The organism is Paenibacillus sp. JDR-2 (assembly GCF_000023585.1).
In the GTDB taxonomy this organism is placed as follows: Bacteria; Bacillota; Bacilli; order Paenibacillales; family Paenibacillaceae; genus Pristimantibacillus.
Map to the genome: position 1 here is coordinate 2568504 of NC_012914.1, position 20866 is coordinate 2589369.

Annotated in this window: 19 protein-coding genes and 1 other annotated feature; of the genes, 16 read left to right on the forward strand and 3 right to left on the reverse strand. The window is 51.4% G+C overall.

Annotated features, from left to right (window positions below; genetic code table 11):
- Positions 1–14: 14 nt before the first annotated feature.
- Entirely contained in the window at positions 15–443 is a 429-nt protein-coding gene (gene arsC / locus PJDR2_RS11140) for an arsenate reductase (thioredoxin) (RefSeq protein ID WP_015843785.1), read from the forward strand.
- An 11-nt stretch (positions 444–454) separates the two neighbouring features.
- On the opposite strand, the gene PJDR2_RS11145 is transcribed toward arsC, so the two are convergent.
- On the reverse strand, positions 455–910 hold the full coding sequence (locus PJDR2_RS11145) for a hypothetical protein (RefSeq protein ID WP_015843786.1): 456 nt from the start codon (positions 908–910) through the stop codon (positions 455–457).
- A 133-nt stretch (positions 911–1043) separates the two neighbouring features.
- Between PJDR2_RS11145 and PJDR2_RS11150 the strand changes: the two genes are divergently transcribed.
- From PJDR2_RS11150 to leuS, 4 genes are all read left to right on the forward strand, one after another.
- Complete coding sequence (locus tag PJDR2_RS11150; protein WP_015843787.1) at positions 1044–1370, forward strand: hypothetical protein; 327 nt, start codon at positions 1044–1046, stop codon at positions 1368–1370.
- Positions 1371–1372: 2 nt separating this feature from the next.
- On the forward strand, positions 1373–2617 hold the full coding sequence (locus tag PJDR2_RS11155) for a glutathionylspermidine synthase family protein (protein ID WP_015843788.1): 1245 nt from the start codon (positions 1373–1375) through the stop codon (positions 2615–2617).
- A 14-nt stretch (positions 2618–2631) separates the two neighbouring features.
- Positions 2632–3075 carry a DUF350 domain-containing protein gene (locus PJDR2_RS11160; protein WP_015843789.1) on the forward strand — a complete coding sequence of 148 codons (444 nt, stop codon included), beginning with the start codon at positions 2632–2634 and terminating at the stop codon, positions 3073–3075.
- Positions 3076–3150: 75 nt separating this feature from the next.
- Positions 3151–3365, forward strand: a binding site (T-box leader).
- A 73-nt stretch (positions 3366–3438) separates the two neighbouring features.
- Positions 3439–5874, forward strand: a complete 2436-nt coding sequence (gene leuS, locus PJDR2_RS11165; RefSeq protein WP_015843790.1) for a leucine--tRNA ligase — start codon at positions 3439–3441, stop codon at positions 5872–5874.
- Positions 5875–5922: 48 nt separating this feature from the next.
- On the opposite strand, the gene comER is transcribed toward leuS, so the two are convergent.
- Complete coding sequence (gene comER, locus PJDR2_RS11170; protein ID WP_015843791.1) at positions 5923–6762, reverse strand: late competence protein ComER; 840 nt, start codon at positions 6760–6762, stop codon at positions 5923–5925.
- Positions 6763–6922: 160 nt separating this feature from the next.
- Between comER and PJDR2_RS31895 the strand changes: the two genes are divergently transcribed.
- The 7 genes from PJDR2_RS31895 to holA all read left to right on the forward strand — a co-directional run bounded on the left by PJDR2_RS31895 (position 6923) and on the right by holA (position 15294).
- Positions 6923–7393: a ComEA family DNA-binding protein gene (locus tag PJDR2_RS31895; RefSeq protein WP_265525129.1), complete on the forward strand. Its 471-nt coding sequence runs from the start codon at positions 6923–6925 to the stop codon at positions 7391–7393.
- A gap of 155 nt (positions 7394–7548) precedes the next feature.
- On the forward strand, positions 7549–8850 hold the full coding sequence (locus tag PJDR2_RS11180) for a homocysteine synthase (RefSeq protein ID WP_015843793.1): 1302 nt from the start codon (positions 7549–7551) through the stop codon (positions 8848–8850).
- Between the two features lie 105 nt (positions 8851–8955).
- Positions 8956–9486, forward strand: coding sequence for a deoxycytidylate deaminase (locus tag PJDR2_RS11185; protein WP_015843794.1), 531 nt, complete (start codon positions 8956–8958; stop codon positions 9484–9486).
- 87 nt (positions 9487–9573) lie between these two features.
- Complete coding sequence (locus tag PJDR2_RS11190; protein ID WP_015843795.1) at positions 9574–12165, forward strand: ComEC/Rec2 family competence protein; 2592 nt, start codon at positions 9574–9576, stop codon at positions 12163–12165.
- Between the two features lie 228 nt (positions 12166–12393).
- Positions 12394–12942, forward strand: coding sequence for an RNA polymerase sigma factor (locus PJDR2_RS11195; RefSeq protein ID WP_015843796.1), 549 nt, complete (start codon positions 12394–12396; stop codon positions 12940–12942).
- Complete coding sequence (locus tag PJDR2_RS11200) at positions 12939–14003, forward strand: anti-sigma factor family protein (protein ID WP_015843797.1); 1065 nt, start codon at positions 12939–12941, stop codon at positions 14001–14003. The genes PJDR2_RS11195 and PJDR2_RS11200 overlap by 4 nt, the downstream gene beginning before the upstream one ends.
- A 241-nt stretch (positions 14004–14244) precedes the next feature.
- Positions 14245–15294, forward strand: coding sequence for a DNA polymerase III subunit delta (gene holA, locus PJDR2_RS11205; protein ID WP_015843798.1), 1050 nt, complete (start codon positions 14245–14247; stop codon positions 15292–15294).
- Between the two features lie 63 nt (positions 15295–15357).
- Here the strand turns inward: holA and rpsT are convergent, their stop codons facing one another.
- Complete coding sequence (gene rpsT, locus PJDR2_RS11210) at positions 15358–15630, reverse strand: 30S ribosomal protein S20 (RefSeq protein ID WP_015843799.1); 273 nt, start codon at positions 15628–15630, stop codon at positions 15358–15360.
- Between the two features lie 216 nt (positions 15631–15846).
- On the opposite strand from rpsT, the gene gpr reads away from it, so the two are divergent.
- From gpr to lepA, 4 genes are all read left to right on the forward strand, one after another.
- On the forward strand, positions 15847–16854 hold the full coding sequence (gene gpr / locus PJDR2_RS11215; protein WP_015843800.1) for a GPR endopeptidase: 1008 nt from the start codon (positions 15847–15849) through the stop codon (positions 16852–16854).
- Between the two features lie 170 nt (positions 16855–17024).
- Positions 17025–18281, forward strand: a complete 1257-nt coding sequence (spoIIP, locus tag PJDR2_RS11220; RefSeq protein ID WP_015843801.1) for a stage II sporulation protein P — start codon at positions 17025–17027, stop codon at positions 18279–18281.
- 61 nt (positions 18282–18342) lie between these two features.
- Complete coding sequence (locus PJDR2_RS11225; RefSeq protein WP_015843802.1) at positions 18343–18771, forward strand: hypothetical protein; 429 nt, start codon at positions 18343–18345, stop codon at positions 18769–18771.
- A 98-nt stretch (positions 18772–18869) separates the two neighbouring features.
- Positions 18870–20687, forward strand: coding sequence for a translation elongation factor 4 (gene lepA / locus PJDR2_RS11230; RefSeq protein WP_015843803.1), 1818 nt, complete (start codon positions 18870–18872; stop codon positions 20685–20687).
- The last annotated feature ends 179 nt before the right edge of the window (positions 20688–20866 follow it).

Sequence of the window (20866 nt, forward strand, 5' to 3'; positions counted from 1 at the left end):
ACAGGAGGATATGGATGACAGCAAAACCTATTGTATATTTCCTATGTACGGGCAATTCGTGCAGAAGCCAGATGGCTGACGGGTTCATGAAGTTACTGGGCGGGGACAAATTTGAGGTATACAGTGCCGGCTTGGAAGCGCATGGACTTAATCCGAGAGCAGTACAAGCGATGAAGGAGGCAGGGGTGGATATTTCGGCGAATACCTCCGATGTGATTAATGTCGAATTATTAAATCAGGCCAATTACGTCATTACCTTATGCGGGCATGCAGACGAGCATTGTCCGGTTATTTCGAATGAAAATGTTATCAAGTGGCATTGGGGATTTGACGATCCGGCAAAAGCTACCGGAACCGAGTCGGAAATCATGGAGCAGTTCCGTACCGTGAGGGATGCTATTCATGACCGAATTAAACAATTTGTAGATGAAAGCTGCCATTAAGGCAGCTTTTTTTAATCCTCCGGCTCATTCATGCCGCGGACATAAATCACGTAGCAGCCCCGGTCTTCGTCAATTTCGGTTGATGTCGTAAACATGAGACCATAATCCGGAATGTCTACGATATCCTTCAGCAGGTAACGGATGACCTCATAATGGTTGGCGCTGCGGATCTCGGCCAGCTTGCGTCCCCGTTCGTTAGGCTTCCTGAATTCGATATAAATGCCGCGTCCCCGGTAGTTCGATTCGTCACCGTAATTCTCGTTAGGCCCGATTCGTTTGACGATCAGCATTTCTTCGTTTTCCTGCATTTCGTTTGAGGTTAATTCGTATTGAACTCCGTTTGCGATCAGGTAGGTGCATAATTGACGGGCATACATTTCATCGATCCCGACAGTAGCGGAAGGATATTCCATCAACGGCTCATATTGATTAAAACCGTTGTCGACAAAATAAGTTAATTTATTCATCGCTTTCACTCCGAATCAAAATGATTTCATTATCATACCATCATTTTATGGAAACTTTAACTTTTCTTGCTGCGCCTCTATCAAAATATGATATAACTTTATAGGAACTATGAAGCTTGGAGGATATCAGTCTATGAATTTAACACAAAAAGCAATGCTTGGCGTCTCTGCCGTTGCGATGGCTACCGCCCTGGCAGGCTGCGGGCAATCGACGACTTATCCGCGGACGGCTCAGCCAACGGACAGCCAATGCAGGGACTGGGAATGGGAAAGCAAAGACGGCGTATACCGCTGCGACGACTCCAGTTCCTCTTACTACCGGAGTTATTATTATGGCAACAGCTATTATTCATCCCGATCCGCCCTGCAAAAAAGCAGCTCCTATTCTGCTTATAAATCCAGCGTTTCAAGCAAAACGAGCTCCGGCTTTGGCAAAGGCAGCTCCATTAGCGGAGGCTGACCGTGGACCCATTCGCCAAGGCGAGAAACGCCTTTTATTCCGGAATTGAAAATTATTGGGCAGATTTGTACGGTGAAGAGTATTCTCTCTATGACCTATACGATATGACGAAAGAAGAGGTTCATAAGATTCGCGAATCGACGAACCGGATTGGTCATATTTTTTACAAAACCGCGCAATTGCTTCGAACCGTGGATGACGAGACATTGCTGATGCTTGGTTTTCCGCGCGAAACGTTGGCATACATACGAATCAGAAGCTTATCGGTCGAGAGCATAATCGCAAGACTGGATTTGGTTGGTGCCGGGGAGACCTACAAATGCATGGAGATCAATTCGGATACCCCTACATTCATCAAGGAGCTCCACCATGTGAATGGTCTGGTCTGCGAAGCCTTTGACCGCCATAATCCGAATAAGGGCTATGAGAGGCAGCTTGCGCTTGCGATTGAGAAAGCGGTTGTCGAGAGTCTGGAATACCTCGGAGACGGTCTGACAGCTCCTTATATCGTGTTTACGGCTCATGGAGATAACGTGGAAGACGCTAACACGGCTGCTTACTTGAGGAGCTTCCTGCCATTCCCGTCGAGCTTTGTTCCGCTCGATCAGCTGCAAATTATCAGGCATGCAGGGTTGTATGACGGAGAGGGCAATCCCATTCATGTTCTGTACCGCCAAACCTTCCCGGTAGAGAATCTCATTGAGGATGAAGATGACGAAGGGAACCCGATCGGATTATGGCTGTTGGAGCTTATCGAGCAGAAAAAGGTCGCGGTCATTAATCCGCCGTCAGCCTTCCTCCTCCAGTCGAAGGCCGTGCAGGCCATTATTTGGGGACTGTACGAAGAGGGGAGTCCTTTCTTTACCGAAGAAGAGCACCAATGGATCGGAGAGCATTTTCTCCCCACCTACCTGGAGCCGGACCGCTTTCTTGAAGGCCGGACGAAATACGTGATGAAGCCTGCGTTTGGACGCGAAGGGGATACGGTGAAAATTTTCGATGGCGACGGTAAGGTAGCGGCAGAGGATAGTCATAACTCCTACGCTCATTACCTTCCGGTCTATCAGGAATACGTAGAGCTGCCAACCGCCAAATTCCGGACGGAAAAGGGAGAGCGTGAAGGCTCGTACATGTATGGCAGCTTTCTAATCGGAGGAAAAGCGGGCGCATTAGGCATTCGGATCGGCAGCCCGATTACGGATAATTTATCTTATTTCTTGCCGGTTGGCATCACTAAATCAGAGTAAGGAGCTAATTAGGAATGGACACTAATTTATATGTGGATTTTCTGTTTTATTCATTGACGGGTTTTGCGATTATGATAGCAGGGCTGCTCTTGTTTGAATTGACAACCAAGAACAAGGAATTTGCCCTTATTTTTAAAGGGAATGCTTCGGCTGCTTTGTCGCTTGGGGGCAGACTGGCCGGTCTTGCAATCGTAATACGAGCGGCTGCGGAAAACTCGGTATCGCTTTCCGATATGCTGCTCTGGGGCGTGATCGGGATCGTAGCGCTAGTTATCCTCTACTACTTGACGGAACTGTTTACTTATCTGCTTGGCAAAGGGCTTAAAGTGAATGTGACCATCTTCAAAGCCATTGAGCAAAATAACATCGCGGTAGGTATTCTTATTCTGCTTATTTCGTGCAGCGTTGGCATGATTATTGCCGGATGCCTTACTTATAATCCCGATTTGCTCGGGTAGATTGGCAAATACCCACATATCTTGACATGTGGCGTCCCTGGCGGTATAATCGGGTTTAACCATGTTTTTCTATACTTAATGGCGTTGAAGAGGAGCAGTAATGTCGCGGAGCAAGGCTAAGAGAGCCGGCGGTTGGTGTAAGCCGGACCTGCAGCGATATGAATCTCGCCTTGGAGCTTTGCGTTATTACGCAACGATTAGCCTGCGTTAAAGGCAATGAGTGAACGGAAGGCAAAGCATGCCGGACGTTAACTAGGGTGGTACCACGGGAATAATCTCCCGTCCCTAGCGATAATACGCTAGGGACGGGAGTTTTTTTATGTTTGTGATGCGCTCGCGCACACTTTTTAGGAGGAAATGATTATGAGTCAGGAATTTCAAGGCTACAATCCGCTCGCGGTAGAGCCGAAATGGCAGAAGTATTGGGATGAGAACAAGACATTCGCAACAACGGAAGATTCGGGCAAGAAAAAATTCTATGCCCTTGATATGTTCCCTTATCCATCCGGCGCGGGCCTGCACGTAGGTCATCCGGAAGGCTACACGGCTACGGACATCGTATCCCGTTACAAACGGATGCGCGGCTACAACGTCCTTCATCCGATGGGCTGGGACGCGTTTGGTCTGCCGGCGGAACAATACGCTCTGCAAACGGGGCGCCATCCGCGCGAAATCACGGTGGAGAACATCAACAACTTCCGCCGCCAGATCAAATCGCTCGGGTTCTCGTATGACTGGGACCGCGAATTCAGCACGACGGATCCGGATTACTATAAATGGACGCAATGGATTTTTATCCAATTGTATAATAAAGGCCTTGCTTATGTAGCGGAAGTACCGGTTAACTGGTGTCCCGCGCTGGGTACCGTACTGGCGAACGAAGAAGTGATCGACGGCCTCAGCGAACGCGGCGGCCACCCGGTTATCCGCAAGCCGATGCGCCAATGGATGCTGAAAATTACCGAATATGCTGAGCGCCTGCTCGAGGATCTGGAAGAGCTCGACTGGTCGGAAAGCATTAAAGATATGCAGCGCAACTGGATCGGCAAATCGACTGGCGCGGAAGTCACTTTCGACATTGACGGCCATGATGCATCGCTTGTTGTATTCACAACGCGTCCGGATACGCTGTTTGGCGCAACTTACTGCGTACTGGCCCCCGAGCATGAGCTGGTTGCAACTATCACGACGGCTGACCAAGCCCAAGCGGTTGATGCGTACAAAGAAGCAGCCGCTCGCAAGAGCGACCTGGAGCGTACCGACCTTGCGAAGGATAAAACAGGCGTATTTACAGGCGCTTACGCAATCAATCCGGTTAATGGCGCGAAGACGCCAATCTGGATTGCCGACTACGTGCTTGCCGGTTACGGAACAGGCGCAATTATGGCGGTACCAGGCCATGATACCCGCGACTGGGAGTTTGCGAAGCAGTTCGATCTGCCAATCCTTGAAGTTGTTCAAGGCGGCGACGCAACGAAAGAGGCTTATGCAGGCGACGGCCCTCACGCCAATTCCGATTTCCTGAACGGTCTGAACAACGAAGATGCGATCAAAACGATGATCGAGCATCTGGAAGGTTCGGGCAAAGGCCACGGCAAGGTCACTTACCGTCTGCGCGACTGGCTGTTCAGCCGCCAGCGCTACTGGGGTGAACCGATTCCGATTCTGCACCTGGAAGACGGCACGATGAAGCCGGTTCCCGTAGATCAGCTGCCGCTCGTATTGCCGGACGTGGATGCGATCAAGCCATCCGGTACGGGCGAATCCCCGCTTGCGAACGTTACGGAGTGGGTAAACACGATTGATCCGGAAACAGGCATGAAAGCACGCCGCGAGACAAACACGATGCCGCAATGGGCGGGAAGCTGCTGGTACTACCTGCGCTTCATCGATCCGAAGAACGAGAACGAAATCTGCTCGCCGGAGAAGCAAAAGGAATGGTTGCCGGTTGATCTGTACATCGGCGGCGCTGAGCATGCGGTGCTTCACTTGCTTTATGCCCGCTTCTGGCACAAAGTGCTGTACGATCTCGGCGTCGTGGATACGAAAGAGCCTTTCCACAAGCTGGTTAACCAAGGTATGATTCTCGGCACGAACAACGAGAAAATGTCCAAATCGCGCGGCAACGTCATTAACCCGGATGATATCGTGAACGAATTCGGCGCGGATACGCTCCGCATGTACGAAATGTTCATGGGACCTCTGGAAGCGACAAAGCCATGGAACACCAACGGCGTAGAAGGCACATACCGCTTCTTGAGCCGCGTATGGCGCTTGTTCGTCGGCGAAGACGGTAGCGTAAACGCGAAAATCACAAACGACGGCGAAACAACAAAGGCGTTCAAGCAAACATGGCACCGTTCCATCAAAAAGGTGACTGATGATTTCGAGAACCTGCGCTTTAACACCGCGATCAGCCAGTTGATGATTTTCGTTAACGAAGCCTACAAAACGGATGTTTTGCCGGTTGAAGCAATGAAGAACTTCCTGCAAATGCTGTCTCCGCTGGCTCCGCATATCACGGAAGAGCTGTGGGAGAAGCTGGGCGGAACAGGCTCCATCACTTACGAGCAATGGCCTTCGTACGAAGAAGCATTGACAGTGGATGATGAAGTTGAAATCGTCGTTCAAGTGAACGGCAAAATTATCGAGCGCGTATCCATTGCCGCTGATACTGCGGAAGCAGAGATGGAAAGCCTCGCCAAAGACATGGATAAAGTGAAAGAACTGATAGAAGGCAAAACGATCCGCAAAGTGGTCGTTGTTAAGGGCAAGCTCGTTAACATCGTAGCGAACTAAATAGCAGGAAAAAAAGAAGAGGTGAGCGGCCCAGCAGCGCAAAATGTGCTACTGTCCGTTCACCTCTTCGCCGTAGAAAGCGGTATTTATTTTGGCGACGTCTTCGTCGAATTTTTTATGCGTTGTCCGGATCAACCGGTTAAAGGTGCCGTCAAGCTCACGATTAAGCAGCTGCAGGGCCTGGGCCGTAATTCCTCCCGGAACGGCTACTCTCTTCTGGATATCTTCCGGGGATAGCCCGCCTTCCGTTAGCAGAAGTCCCGTACCAAGCAGCATGTTGCTTGCAACGCTGACCGCGTCTTCGCGGCTGATTCCCGTTTCGCATACGGCCGCATCAATGAACTGCTCGACGAGATAAGCGAAAAAGGCAGGTCCGCAGCTGGAGAGGTCGGATACGATCCGGGTGTAAGGCTCTTCGATCGGAAGAGGCTCGCTGATGAAAGCAAGCATATCTTCGATTAGAGTCTGGTCTTCTTCCGTAATACGGGAGCCGTAGATGCATAAGGTAGCTCCGCTCCAGACGAGGTTGGTGACGCTTGGAATAACCTTTGCGATTTTACAAGGCAAAAGCTCTTCCAGATGCCCGATCAGAACCGGGCTTGTTATGGATATAAGAAGCTGCTCCGGCCGCAGGACCGGCAGAAGCTCATCAATCACTTTCTTATATTCAAGCGGTTTGACGCATATAAACAAAATGTCGCTAACGCTTGCGGTGCTTGCATTCGAACGCTCGGCTCTCATTCCGGGATATCGTTCAGCAAGCGCCTGGGCTTTGGCGTAGGTGCGGTTGCTGATTACGATCTGACACGGGTCGAGTGCTCCAGATGCGACGAAGGCTTCGATCAGCAGGCTTCCCATCGCGCCCGTCCCTATGAATCCGACATTCATGCTCAGCCCTCCCAACAGATTTGCTCTTTTAACCTATTCCTAAAGACTTGCCTTATATGACATGAAAATGCTAAAAATCCCCTTTTTTTGGATGGAAGGAGTGTTGCAAGTGGCCCGTCTCCTGCAAGGACGTCGAACGCATTCGAATAGAAACAGAGTTATGATCCCTTTATTTCTTGTCGCAGCGGCAGTTGTCTTGTTAGCGGCAGCTTTTGCGCAACCGAAGGAGAAAGCACCCGATGAATGGTTGCAATTGAACCGGGAGGTCGGCGCGGCTTTGCAAATGGAAGGAGAACCGACTGTAGGGGGGCAAAAGGCGGATCTGCCCGAAAAAACGAAGGACGGCGAAGCGGAGTTGCCAAATACCCAGACGGGGGGCATTCATGCGGAGGCTAAAGCCGGAGAGGCTGGAGGGAAGGAAGAAATCCCGTCAGGCAAGCTTGATATTAACCGGGCAACAGCCGAGCAGCTGGATACGCTGAAAGGGATTGGTCCTGCTAAAGCGCAGGCCATTATCGCCGACCGGGAACGAAACGGTCTTTTTTCATCCGCCGACGATCTTCTCAGAGTGAAGGGGATAGGCAGCAAGCTGCTTGCCGGAATAAAAGATAGCATTGTCGCAATGCCCTGATTATGAGAGAATGGGACAAGACGCAGGGAGGTTTTCCCAGGTCTATATAACCATATTCGGGCAGTAAGTTCGATTCCATTGGACAACCAAAACCGAGCCGTTTGCTTTGAAGTGGTTGAAGCATGTCCATCCCATATATCAAGGAGTTGTTGCACATGACGAATCAAGAACAAAACAAGCGTTCGCTCGACACCGTGGCTGTCCATGGCGGCCAGGAGATTGACCCGACTACTTTTTCCCGGGCGGTCCCGATTTACCAGACGACCTCTTATGGCTTCCGTGATACGGATCATGCCGCCAACCTGTTCTCTCTTCAGGAATTCGGCAACATTTATACCCGCTTGATGAACCCGACAACGGATGTATTCGAGAAACGTGTCGCCGAGCTGGAAGGAGCCCCTGCTGCACTGGCAGTAGCGTCCGGACAAGCTGCAATTACGTATTCGATAATGAATATCGCGGAAGCGGGAGACGAGATTGTATCCGCAACCAGCCTGTATGGCGGTACTTACAATCTGTTCTCGACAACTCTTCCTAAGCTTGGCATTCAAGTCAAGTTCGTAGACCCGTCGAATCCCGAGAATTTCCGGGCAGCCATTACGGAACGCACAAAAGCTCTGTATGCGGAAACGGTAGGCAACCCGAAGGGCGATATCCTTGATATCGAGGCGGTAGCGGCTATCGCTCACGAGAACGGTATTCCGCTTATCGTGGATAATACGTTCCCAAGCCCTTATTTGCTTCGTCCGATTGAGCATGGCGCGGATATCGTGGTTCATTCCGCAACGAAATTCATTGGCGGTCACGGTACGTCGATCGGCGGCGTTATTGTTGACGGCGGAAATTTCGACTGGAAAGCAAGCGGCAAATTCCCGGGTCTGACAACTCCGGATCCTAGCTATCATGGCGTTGTTTATACGGAAGCTGTTGGTCCAATTGCTTATATCATTAAAGCTAGAGTACAATTATTGCGTGATATGGGCGCTGCTCTGTCGCCGTTTAACTCGTTCCTGCTGCTGCAAGGTCTCGAAACCCTGCATCTGCGGATGGAGCGCCATAGCTCGAATGCCCTGAAGGTGGCTGAGTTCCTGGAGTCGCATGAAGCGGTGGAATGGGTAAGCTATCCGGGTCTCGAGAGCCATCCTTCTTATGAGCTGGCTAAGAAATATTTGCCGGATGGTCAAGGCGCCATTTTGACCTTTGGCATTAAAGGCGGCGTGGATGCAGGCAAGAAGGTTATCAATTCCGTGAAGCTGTTCTCGCATTTGGCGAACGTCGGCGATTCGAAGTCGCTTATCATCCACCCCGCAAGCACAACTCACCAGCAGCTGTCTGCTGCGGAGCAGGAAGCGGCAGGCGTAACTGCCGGGCTGATCCGTCTGTCGATCGGCACGGAGGGCATTAAAGACATTTTGGCCGATCTGGATCAAGCCTTGCGCGCAAGTCAATCGAACTAATAAATAAGCTATCTATAATACATCTAGACAGAGGCGGATCCGTCGGATACCCTCCTTGAGGGGTCTGACGGAAGCTGTCCGGCAAAAGGAAAAGGAGTGGAAGACATGTCAGAAGCACAGGATGCTTCACGCAAAGACTGGGATACGTATTTTATGGACATTGCCTACATGGTGTCGACACGCTCGCGTTGTTCCCGCCGTCATGTCGGATCGGTGCTCGTGCAGGGCAAGAAGCTGCTGGGAACCGCCTATAACGGAGCTCCGATGGGCGTGCAGGACTGCTCGGAAGCGGGCTGCATGATTACGGAAGAGTGGGAGACCAGAATTGGCGATAACGGTCAGGAGCATATGGTCAAGAAACAGCGCTGCATCCGCACGATTCACGCGGAGCAGAATCTGCTTCTCTTTACAGACCGTGCCGACCGGGAAGGATCAACGGTATACGTAACGGATCAGCCATGCTGGACCTGCGCCAATATGCTGGCGAACAGCGGCGTGAAGGAAATTGTGTTCCATCGCGGTTATCCGAAGGACAGTGATAAGGTAAGCCTGCTCATGAGCCAGAAAGGGATTGTATTCCGTACGTTGACGGATTACGAGCCGCCGCCGCAGGCGAGCATGAAAGTCACATCCTAACTAAATAAGCGAATGGGGAAGAACCTCTGTATGCATCTGCTTTGATGCGTCCGGAGGTTCTTTTTTTTGCGTAAAGGAGGGAATGACGTGAATAGACGGCCTTTAGTATGGTTTGCCGTGTTCTGGATCGCGGGAAGCAGCATAGCCGCTCATCTTAGCATTGGGGGAGCAGCCTTGGCGATATGCTCAGCCGGGGTTCTGTTGTTTGCGCTAGTGCTGCTTGGACAATCGACAAGGCGGCTTGCCGTTGTCTGCCTAATCGGCTGCATGCTTGCGGGTGGGGAGCGAATGTGGGCCGATGCCCGTAACGTGAGCGCGCTGGATTTGCCGGGCGATTCCTATGAAGCGGAAGTGACCGGCACGATTGTGTCCGCGGTAGAGGTCGACGGCGACCGCGCGATGTTCCGCGTGACGGCCGATGCCGTCCGCGTGGGTGGCGAAGCGGCTCCGCGCAAGATTCGCGAGCGCCTGCTTGTTCAGGTGCGGCTTGCCGAGCAGCCGCACCAGCAGGTTGCCGCCGCGTGGCACCGCGGCGACAACGTGCGCCTCGCCGGCGAGCTTGCGCGGCCGGCTGGCGCATCCAATAGCGGCGGCTTTGATTACCGCCGCTATCTGGACAGCAGCCAGCATATCCACTGGCTGCTCAAGGTCAAGGGCGTCGGCGCCGTCCAGGCGGCGCCGGGCCCGGGCTGGACCGCGGCCGCCGTGCTCGGCCGCGTGGATGCCGCGCGCGACTGGCTTGGCGCGCGGATGGATCAATTGTACCCGGCCGATCAGTCCGGGTACATGAAGGGGCTGGTCCTCGGCATACGCGAGGACCTGGACCCGGAGCAATTCCAGCAGTTTTCCCGGCTGGGACTGACTCATATATTGGCCATATCGGGTCTACACGTGGCCGTATTTGTATATGCCCTTGGGGCCGTTTTGCGGCTGCTGCGTATGACGCGGGAACGGCTGCTGGTTACCTTGATTGTTGCCGTTCCGTTTTATGTGCTCCTCTCCGGTTCGTCCCCTTCGGTCGTAAGGGCAGGGCTGATGACCATGCTGGCATTGCTTGCCGCCCGGATGGACAAGCTGAAGGACGGCCTGCATCTGCTTGCTGCCGCAGCGGTAGCGATGCTGATCTGGAATCCTTCCTTTATTCAGGATGTAGGCTTCCAATTGTCCTTCGCCGTTACCGCAGGGCTTATTCTGTTTGTTCCGCCGGTAAGGCGGGCGATGCCGGATTGGCGCAAAGGGAAGGCGCTGCTTGATCTGCTTGTCGTGACGGTTGTCGCGCAAGCGGTATCTTTTCCGCTGACGGTCTTTTACTTTAATCAGTTCCACTTGCTGTCGATTCCGGCCAATCTGATTTTGGTACCGTTCATTAGTTTTATTGTGATGCCGATAGGGGCCGTTGCGCTGATCTTTGGCCTGCTGTGGCCGCTTGGCGGTCAAATGCTGGCAGCTGTCAGCGTATACGCAAACGATTGGACGTTTCTTCTGGTCAGCTGGCTTGGGGAAATGGATGCGGTCCGTACGATCTGGGCAACACCTCCGTTATGGTGGATTGCCGCTTGGTATTTGGCTCTTGCTCTTCTGTGCAGATTGCTCCCATCGGCGCCGGCGGCTGTTCCGGCAGATAATGATGAGACAATGCCCCTGCAAGAAACAGCGGCAGGTATGGAAAAGGATGCTGCGCCTATATGGGAGCTGCTGGAGGAACGGAAGCTGCCGGTCTGGAGGAGGCGGCCAGCCGGATTAACTCTCGCCTTATTAGTTGGTGCGGCGTTATTGTTCTACGCCTATTTTCCGGACTTGTTGAAACGCACGGCCGATGTTGATGTCCTAGATGTCGGACAGGGCGATTCGATTTATGTCCGCACGCCTCAGGGCAAGAGGATTCTGATCGATGGCGGGGGCACGTTAAGCTTCCGGAAAGCCGGCCAGGAATGGAAGCAGCGTAGCGATCCGTTTGAGGTGGGCAGCAAGGTCGTTGTTCCTTTATTAATGAAGCGGGGGGTTCATTCTCTTGATCTTCTTGTCGTTTCTCATCTGGACAGCGACCATATCCGAGGTTTGCAGGCGGTACTCGATGCCATTCCTGTTCGGGCCATCGTCTGGAACGGAAGCCTGAAGCCGGCCGAAGACGCCGAAGGGATTCTGCGGACAGCCGTGCGTAAGGGGATTCCGCTTTACCGTGCAGAAATCGGAAATCAATGGAAGATAGATGCCAATACGGAATTAACTGTCTTGTGGCCTCCGGCTGCGGGGGAAGAAATTCCCGTCATAGAGGATCAGAACGACGACAGCGTTGTGTTATGGATGAGAATCTATCAATCTACCTTTTTGCTGTCGGGAGATATTAGCAGCACTGCCGAATCTGCTATAATATCGCTTATACGGGATCAAAAGGCTATTTTATCATCATCCGCATCCACGCTAGGCCAGATCGATGTTCTGAAAATTGCGCATCACGGCAGCAAGTATTCAACCTCGGAAGAATGGCTGCGCTTTTGGAATCCGCTTCAGGCTGCTATATCCGTCGGGGCAACCAACACTTACGGACATCCTCATCCGGATGTGCTGAAGCGCTTGCAGCAGCAAAGCGTCACGGCGTTTCGGACAGATCAGAATGGCGAAATCCGCTATAAAGTGGGTTTATCTGGAATATATGAACAAACGATCAGGAAGAATTAGGAAAGACTGAACGAAAGTGCCTATATTCCTAATCTGGTATCCTGCTAAAATGCTTCTTTCAACCTAACTCACTAGGAACTACCTATATACGGGGTTCCATTTTTTTGTTATCCTTTAGGTTGGAGTTTTCTACTTTTTCAATTAAAAAATTAAAGTATTTTCATTTTAGATGTGCAACAATTTATGCAACCCACTCGTCAGAGAGGTTGCAAGAGAGGGGGATCCTTCGTGGTAGAGCCTGGCCTTATTAGAGCCGCTCAGTCAGGAGATCGGGATGCTTTAATAACTCTGTTGCGAGAGATTGAAACCCATGTTTACCGGACAGCCTATTATATATTGAATAATGAACAGGATGCGATGGATGCGGCGCAGGAAGCGTTAATCCGCATATATACGAAAATCGGCTCCTACGAAGAGAAGGCCCAGTTCAAAACGTGGATTCAACGTATTGTAACGAATATTTGTATAGATAAGTTTAGAAGAAGCAAGCCAACCGTATCGATAGACGAGCATGAGATGGTATTCCGGGAGAAACAAAATGTCGAGGACGAGGTTATGTCGGCTTACGCCGTTCAAGACATCCGCAAGGCAATCGATAAATTGCCGGAGCATCACCGGGCAGTAGTTGTACTGCGGTATTTGCAGGATTTCTCATATAACGAAATCGCTGACTCGCTTGATCTGCCATTAAATACGGTCAAATCCTACTTATTCCGAGCTAGGCAGCAGCTTCAAACTTTACTACATGATTATCAGAAAGGTGGTGTCCGGGGATGACTTGTCAAGAGGTGATCGAATACATGAACCGTCAGCTAGACGGCGATTTGGATGAACATGAATATGAGATCTTGATGAATCATACGAGACATTGTCCGGACTGTGCAGCAATGTTTGAGCGGCTGAAGCAACTGTCCGATGAGCTTGGGAATTTACCTCATGTCATGCCGAAGTACAGTCTGGTAGACGCTATTTTGCCTCAGCTTGAAGAGATTGTTCCATTCCGTCAGCCGGAGGCGGCTGCGGTGGAGATTGCTCCGATGGCCGTTCCTTCGGTAACGCAGCAAACGACGCGCCGCGTCAAAGAACGGCATCAGCTGCGCTTCCGGGCGATAACGGGAATTATTGCGGCGAGCGTAGCAGCCGGATTATTCCTCGTGTCTTATAATGCGGGTTTATTCCCGTCGTCTTCGCATAGCTTTGACTCGGATAAGGTTGAGACGGCGGCTGCCGATACGTCTTCTAGTTCGCTCGACGTGCAAAGACAGTTTAAAGAGGTACAGCCTTACGCCAACGACACTGGAAAAGCGCATGTTAACACGGAATCGATTGATCCGGATCAATCTACATCTGCATCTGCGGCAGACTCGTCGACAAATGATTACCATGTGACGACGGAAGAAGACCTGGGGATTTCCGGATCCGATGCGGATGCCGGCGGAACCACGGCTAATCAAGGGAACAGCTCCGGCGGCAGCAACGAGCCTGCATCCGGCAACAAAGGGTCCTCGACCGCCGAAGTTCCATCCGTTAACGCTCCTAACCAAGGCAGCGAGCCGGATCAGGGAATTAACGGATTTGCGCCTGCGCCACTTGATGCTGCCTCTCCGGATGGCAGCATGATCGCCAAAGCTGTTGGGTATCAGATTCATGTTTACAAGTCGGGTGAAGAGAACGGCACGGCTGTGTACGATTCTAAGCGCAGAAACGGCCAGATTGCCACGCTTGCATGGTCCGATGACAGCAAGCAACTGACCTATGAGATTCAATTAGAGTCGGGCGGCATGGAGCGTTACGTCATTGATTTAGTAGCAAAAACCGAGACGAAGGCGGCTCATTAATTCAAGACATTTTTACCGCTGATATTCGCACACTTTATCATTCATTTGCGTATGATATACAAATGAAAAGTCAACGTGAGCCTTGACCAAAAGTATGACCATCTACAGGGCGGTACCATGGACCTGCCTGCAGATGTTTATATAGATGTTCAGGGACAAAGGGATGAGGCCTAAGAAGCCCATCCCTTTGTTGCTGTTCAGCGAATGCCGTATTATGCAGGAGAGACGGGAGAGGTGAAGCATGGAAGCGAAAGAGGCGCTGAAGGAAATTAAAGCAGGGAAGTTCCGTCCTGCTTATGTGATATACGGCAAAGACCGCTACCGGATCGGCCAATTTACGGAGACTTTAACGGAAGCGATGTTTTCGCCGGACGAGCGTGAGCTTGGCGTAGTCAAGTTCGATACGTCGGAGACTCTGATCGAAGAAGCAGCGCTTGAAGCGGAGACGCTGCCTTTCTTTGTGGAGCGCAAGCTGGTTATTGTCCGTGATTCGGTTGTGTTTGCCGCCGGGGGCAAAGAAGGCGGCAAGCTGGACCATAAGACGGACCGGCTGCAGCATTATTTGGACATCCCGTCGGAGACAACGGTTATGCTGTTCATTATTAATGCGGAAAAGCTGGACGAGCGGCGCAAGCTGGTGAAGATACTGAAGGACCGCGATGCGCTTATCGCTTTTCAGGAGCTGGATGCAGCCGAGCTTAGACGCTGGGTAGTTAAACGCGCGGAGGAACAGAAACGGACGATGACGGCCGAAGCGGCGGATCTTCTGCTCGTACGCACCGGGGCGAATATGCAGCAGCTGGCAATTGAAGTGGACAAGCTATGCCTGCATGCAGGTGAAGGCGGGGTCATTGGCGTCAAGGAGACGGAGCTGCTGACGGCCTCTACCGTTGAGGAGGATGTATTTGCGCTGGTGGATGCCATAGCGAGCCTGCAGGTTGACCGTTCGCTGAAGCTGTACCGGGCCTTGCTCGTCAGAAGGGAAGAGCCAATCAAGATTGCCGCGTTAATCGCAAGGCAGCTAAGAATCATGCTTCAGATCAAGGAACTCGAGCAGAACCGGTATTCTCCGCAGCAAATGGCGGGTCAGATCGGACTTCATCCGTATGCGGTTAAGCTTGCCGCCGAGAAAAGCCAGAAGTTTAAAGTGGCACGGCTTGGCGCGCTGCTTAGCGATATAGCGGATCTGGATTATAAAATGAAAACAGGCGCTATCGATAAAACATTGGGGTTAGAGTTATTCCTTCTGTCGCTTGGGGTTCAACAAGGTCAAGGGCAAGGCGCTAGATAAATGAATGATGATAAATCAAAAACGGCTTCGCATAAGCGAAGCCGTTCGTTTGTTTGCGGTTTATTAAGCTTGAGCCGACAGAGCGTTCAGCTTTTTAGCAAGACGAGATTTTTTGCGGGAAGCCGCATTTTTATGAATCAGGCCTTTAGTAACCGCTTTGTCCAATTTTTTCGTTGCAGCGACCAGAGCAGCTTTAGCTACTTCTACATCAGTGCCAGCGATAGCTTGGTCAGCAGATTTAACAGCCGTACGAAGCGCGGATTTTTGGGAAGCGTTCAAAGCGCGGCGTTTTTCGCTCGTTTTAACGCGTTTAATTGCGGATTTAATGTTTGGCATCGAGTTTCACCTCCTACAAAGTTTGCGTAAGCAAACAAAAAGCGTACGCGGTAAGTCTAGGTAACACAACTTAAAATATATTACCATGCACTCTCATGAAAAGCAATAGCGAGCCTGTCCTGCCATTTTTGCTCATGAGGGAAAAAGTATGAAATTGTCTCCCTTGCGAACAATAAGCTGGAGAGAATGGTATGGCTTTGAAGGGAGAATGGTTAGATGACCGAACTTGATTTGCAGCAATATAACATCCGCACCGACCTGGCGCTAGAGGCAAAAGAAATCGCGGAGCAGCGTGGAGGGGGAGGCCCGATCCCGGGCATACATTCGGAAACAACCGAAGATGATGGTATCACAATTACTCATCTGCACGTTCAGAATGAGCAAGGCTCCCGTGCAATCGGCAAAGTGTTGGGCCGCTACGTCACGATTGAGGTTCCCGGCCTTCGCAAGCAGGATACGGAGCTGCAGGACCGTGTAGCTACGCATTTCGCGAGGCATTTCGAGACGTTCCTGGAGCGGATTGGCATAGGCAAGACTGCGAAGGTGCTTATTGTTGGGCTAGGCAACTGGAATGTGACGCCGGATGCGCTGGGACCGCTCGTCGTAGAGAATGTAATGGTTACGCGCCACTTCTTCGAGCTAATGCCGGATCAGGTTGCGCCGGGGTATCGTGCGGTTAGCGCAGTAGCTCCGGGTGTACTCGGGATAACCGGGATCGAGTCCAGTGAGATTGTGCAGGGTATCACGGAAAAAACGCATCCCGACGTTATTATTGCGATTGATGCTTTGGCTTCCAAATCACTGGACCGCGTTAATACAACGATTCAGATTGCGGACATCGGCATTCATCCGGGATCGGGCATCGGCAATAAACGCAAAGGCCTTACGAAGGAGATTCTGGGTATCCCGGTTATAGCAATCGGCGTGCCGACGGTTGTATATGCCTCCACGATCGTGAACCATACGATTGAGCTGATGAGGGGCCATATGGCCGCCAACAACGCCAATAATGATCAGATATTTGGTCTAATGAACCAGATGGGCGAAGCGGAACGTCTTCAGCTTGTCAAAGAGGTGCTTAATCCGGTTGGCCATGATCTGCTTGTGACGCCAAAAGAAATTGACGAGTTTATTGAAGATATCGCCAACATTATCGCAAGCGGCTTAAATGCTTCACTCCATGAGGCCGTTGATTCCGATAACGTTGCTGCCTATACGCATTAAAGTTTTCTCTAGAGTCCTTGCGGCTGCAACAGCCTCGGGGGCTTTTTTCTTGAATCTCTTAATCTATCAAATCTCCCCGAATCTATTATTTCGATTCGGTTCTATCAAACCTTCTTGTCTCATAGATTAGTAACAGATGAGCAACGAAGAAGCGGGAGGTAGAACTCGAAATGAAAAGAACCATCATGTTGTTTGATCTGACACGCGGAAGCAAACGTATTCGCAGGCTTCTTGTAACGGGAAGAACCTTCGCGGTGTTGTCGATAAGCTCCATGCTGTTTTTTGTTGCGATAGGTATTGCGGGAATGGCCCAGCAGCATTCGCTCGCCGCACCGGTGTCTTCCATGTCCGGTTTCGCGGCTTCTGTTTCAAGCGGTTTTTTTGGGGATATGCTAGAGATGGAAATGCCTCAATTTAAGAGCACGAAATCGGGCGAGGAGTTGTCTGGTACACAGATCAGCAGCTTTATCATCCGGTTGATGACAAATGTTAATCCGGGAGATCCAAGAAGCTTGATTGCCGGAGAGATTCCGGGCATGGGGGCTGATTCTTCTTTTCTGATACGCGGAGGGGTAGGGACGCAGCCCAATGTGTGGCCGGAAGACAACATTCCTATACCCGGCGATGATACGGGCGCAACAAATGGCGATGACCATGGCCCGGACAATACAGGCGGGGGCAACGAACCAGCAGATACTCCGGAACCGCCGGCCTCGACACCAACTCCTACGGAGAAACCGACGTCCACGCCAACTCCGGATGATGCAGGAACGCATACAACGGGAAAAGACAAAGTGGTATTTATCTATCATTCGCATAGCCGGGAATCCTGGTATCCGGAGATTGCGGACAAGAACGGTGATGCCAACTCGGCTTCCAAAAATATAACGCTGGTAGGCGAACGTCTAGCCGAGAAGCTTGAGGATCTGGGCGTTGGCACCACGCATTCGGATGAGGATTACCCGACAACGGTGCCGGGCTATGATTGGAACTATTCATACAAATACTCGAAAAAAACCGTACAGGAAGCTATTGCAAGCAATAAAAAGCTGAAATTCTTCTTCGACATCCACCGCGATTCGGGAAGACGCAAAACAACAACCGTAGATATTAAGGGCAAAAGCTACGCGCAGGTCTATTTTATAATCGGACACAAGAACCCGGACTGGAAAAAGAACGCCGAATTTGCAACCCAAATTCATGACGTTCTGGAGAAGCAATATCCCGGTCTTTCCAGAGGGATCTTGGGCAAGACCACCGCAACAGGCAATGGCGAGTACAACCAGTCGCTTGCCGAGGACAGCGTATTGATCGAGATTGGCGGCGTGGACAACACCTTGGCCGAAAGCTACCGGACAGCGGATGTATTGGCAAAAGTTATTGCGGATATTTACTGGGATGCAGAGAAAGTATCTGCTTCGAAATAATCAAGCTACGGGTGAGTGCTGCTGCGGCAGCCTCGCCTGACTAAGAAGGGGCTGAAGAGAGATGAAAGGTGCATTCAAATGGATATTGCTTGGAGGAGTGCTTGTATTTATTGTTTTGTACGGTATCGAAATGTCTTCCTCGGGCATTGAACGTATATACGGGCCGATCGAGAAAAACAATTCTTCATCGGTTATTTCGGAGGACAACCGGTATAATCTGGCTGCCTCCGATGAAGAAACAACAACCGTGAAGAGCAGCGGATTGTCCACGGAAGCCGACCGGAAAATCGCCGAGCTCGAGAAGGAGCTGAAGGAAGTGCGGAAAATCGCGGAGCAAAACGGACGCCATGAGCGGCTTCCCGGTATATCTTCGGACTCGGGGGAACCAACGGTGAACAAGGTAGCGGACGGAACAGCCGGCCTTCTGCAGTCCGTCTCCAATAGCGGGATTCGCTTTATTGCTTCTTTGTTTGGCTCGGTTACCGGATAGGCGGCAGCGCATCTTGCCGTAACCGCATTGCTGGTATACCATATAGCTGATATAATGGAAAGAATGATTAGCTATATTGGATTGTGTGGGGGTTAGGCATGACTGACGTTCGTGACCGGCAAAAGAAAATTAGGAATTTCTCGATTATTGCACATATTGACCACGGGAAGTCGACGCTCGCTGACCGTATTCTGGAATTTACCGGAGCGTTATCTTCGCGCGAAATGCAGGAGCAGGTTCTCGACCAGATGGATCTGGAGCGGGAACGCGGCATTACCATTAAGCTGCAGGCTGTCCGCCTTACCTATAAGGCTGACGATGGCGAAGAATATTTACTTAACTTGATCGATACGCCGGGGCATGTCGATTTCACGTATGAAGTATCCCGCAGCATGGCTGCTTGCGAAGGCGCTTTGCTTGTTGTCGACGCGGCACAAGGCATTGAAGCGCAGACGCTCGCCAACGTATATTTGGCACTCGACAACAACCTGGAGATTCTCCCGGTTATTAATAAAATCGACCTGCCAAGCGCCGAGCCCGAGCGCGTGAAGCAAGAGATCGAGGATGTTATCGGTCTTGATGCAAGCGACGCGGTTCTGGCTTCGGCAAAAGCAGGGATCGGCATTAAAGAAATTTTGGAGCAAGTGGTACAGAAGGTCCCGGCTCCAACCGGTAATCCGGATGAACCGCTTAAAGCGCTTATTTTCGACTCGCACTACGACCCGTACAAAGGCGTTATCGTATATGTGCGCGTTATCGACGGCAGCATTCAGGCCGGCAAGAAAATTCGCTTTATGGCGACTGGCGCCGAGTTTGAAGTTATCGAGGTTGGCGCATTTAAGCCTCGGATGGGCATTGTGGACGAGCTTGCGGTTGGTGACGTAGGTTTTGTCGTTGCCGGCATCAAGAACGTAAAAGATACGCGTGTCGGCGATACGGTTACGGAAGCCAAGCGTCCGGCTCCGGAAGCTTTGCCAGGTTACCGCAAGATCAACCCGATGGTATATTGCGGTCTGTATCCAATCGAGACGCAGGACTACAACGATCTGCGCGAAGCTCTCGAGAAGCTTGAGCTTAACGATGCGTCGCTTCGTTACGAGCCGGAAACCTCGACAGCGCTTGGCTTTGGCTTCCGCTGCGGCTTCCTTGGCCTCCTGCACATGGAGATCATCCAGGAACGTATAGAACGCGAGTTCAATATTCCGCTTATTACAACAGCGCCAAGCGTTATTTACCGCGTTACGCTGACGAACGGTACGGTCATGGAGATTGATAATCCGTCCAACTATCCGGAAGCGGGCAAGCTGGAATTTGTAGAGGAGCCTTATGTGAAGGCTTCGGTCATCGTGCCTAACGACTATGTAGGCGCCATCATGGAGCTTTGCCAAGGCAAACGCGGCGAGTTCGTGAACATGGAGTACTTGGATACAAACCGTGTTACTCTTACGTACGAAATTCCGCTTTCGGAGATTGTATACGACTTCTTCGACCAGCTGAAATCGAGCACCAAAGGATACGCATCGTTTGATTACGAGCTGTCGGGCTACCGCAGATCGAATCTGGTGAAGATGGATATTATGCTGAACAACGAGCAGGTCGACGCTTTGTCCGTTATCGTTCACCGCGATCGTGCTTACCAGCGCGGACGCGTAATATGCCAGAAGATGAAAGAACTGATCCCGCGTCAAATGTTCGAGGTGCCGGTACAGGCTTCGATCGGGACTAAGGTTATTGCGCGCGAGACCGTAAAAGCAATGCGCAAAAACGTTCTTGCCAAGTGTTACGGCGGTGACATCAGCCGTAAACGGAAGCTTCTCGACAAGCAGAAGGAAGGCAAGAAGCGGATGAAGCAGGTCGGCAGCGTAGAGGTGCCTCAAGAGGCCTTCATGGCGGTGCTGAAAATCGACGAGGACTAAGAGCGGGCTGCTCCTTAGTCGCTGCCCGCGTAGTCGTGAGTAGGGCGGAAGGGGACAGGTTATCTCCTTGCAGCCGCGGTTGCCGATGTTGTTTCTTTGAACAATTTGATTCGGTTGAAAAAAATGCGGCAAAGGCGGGCGCTACGCTCCTCCAGGAGATACCCTTTACCCTGCCGCCG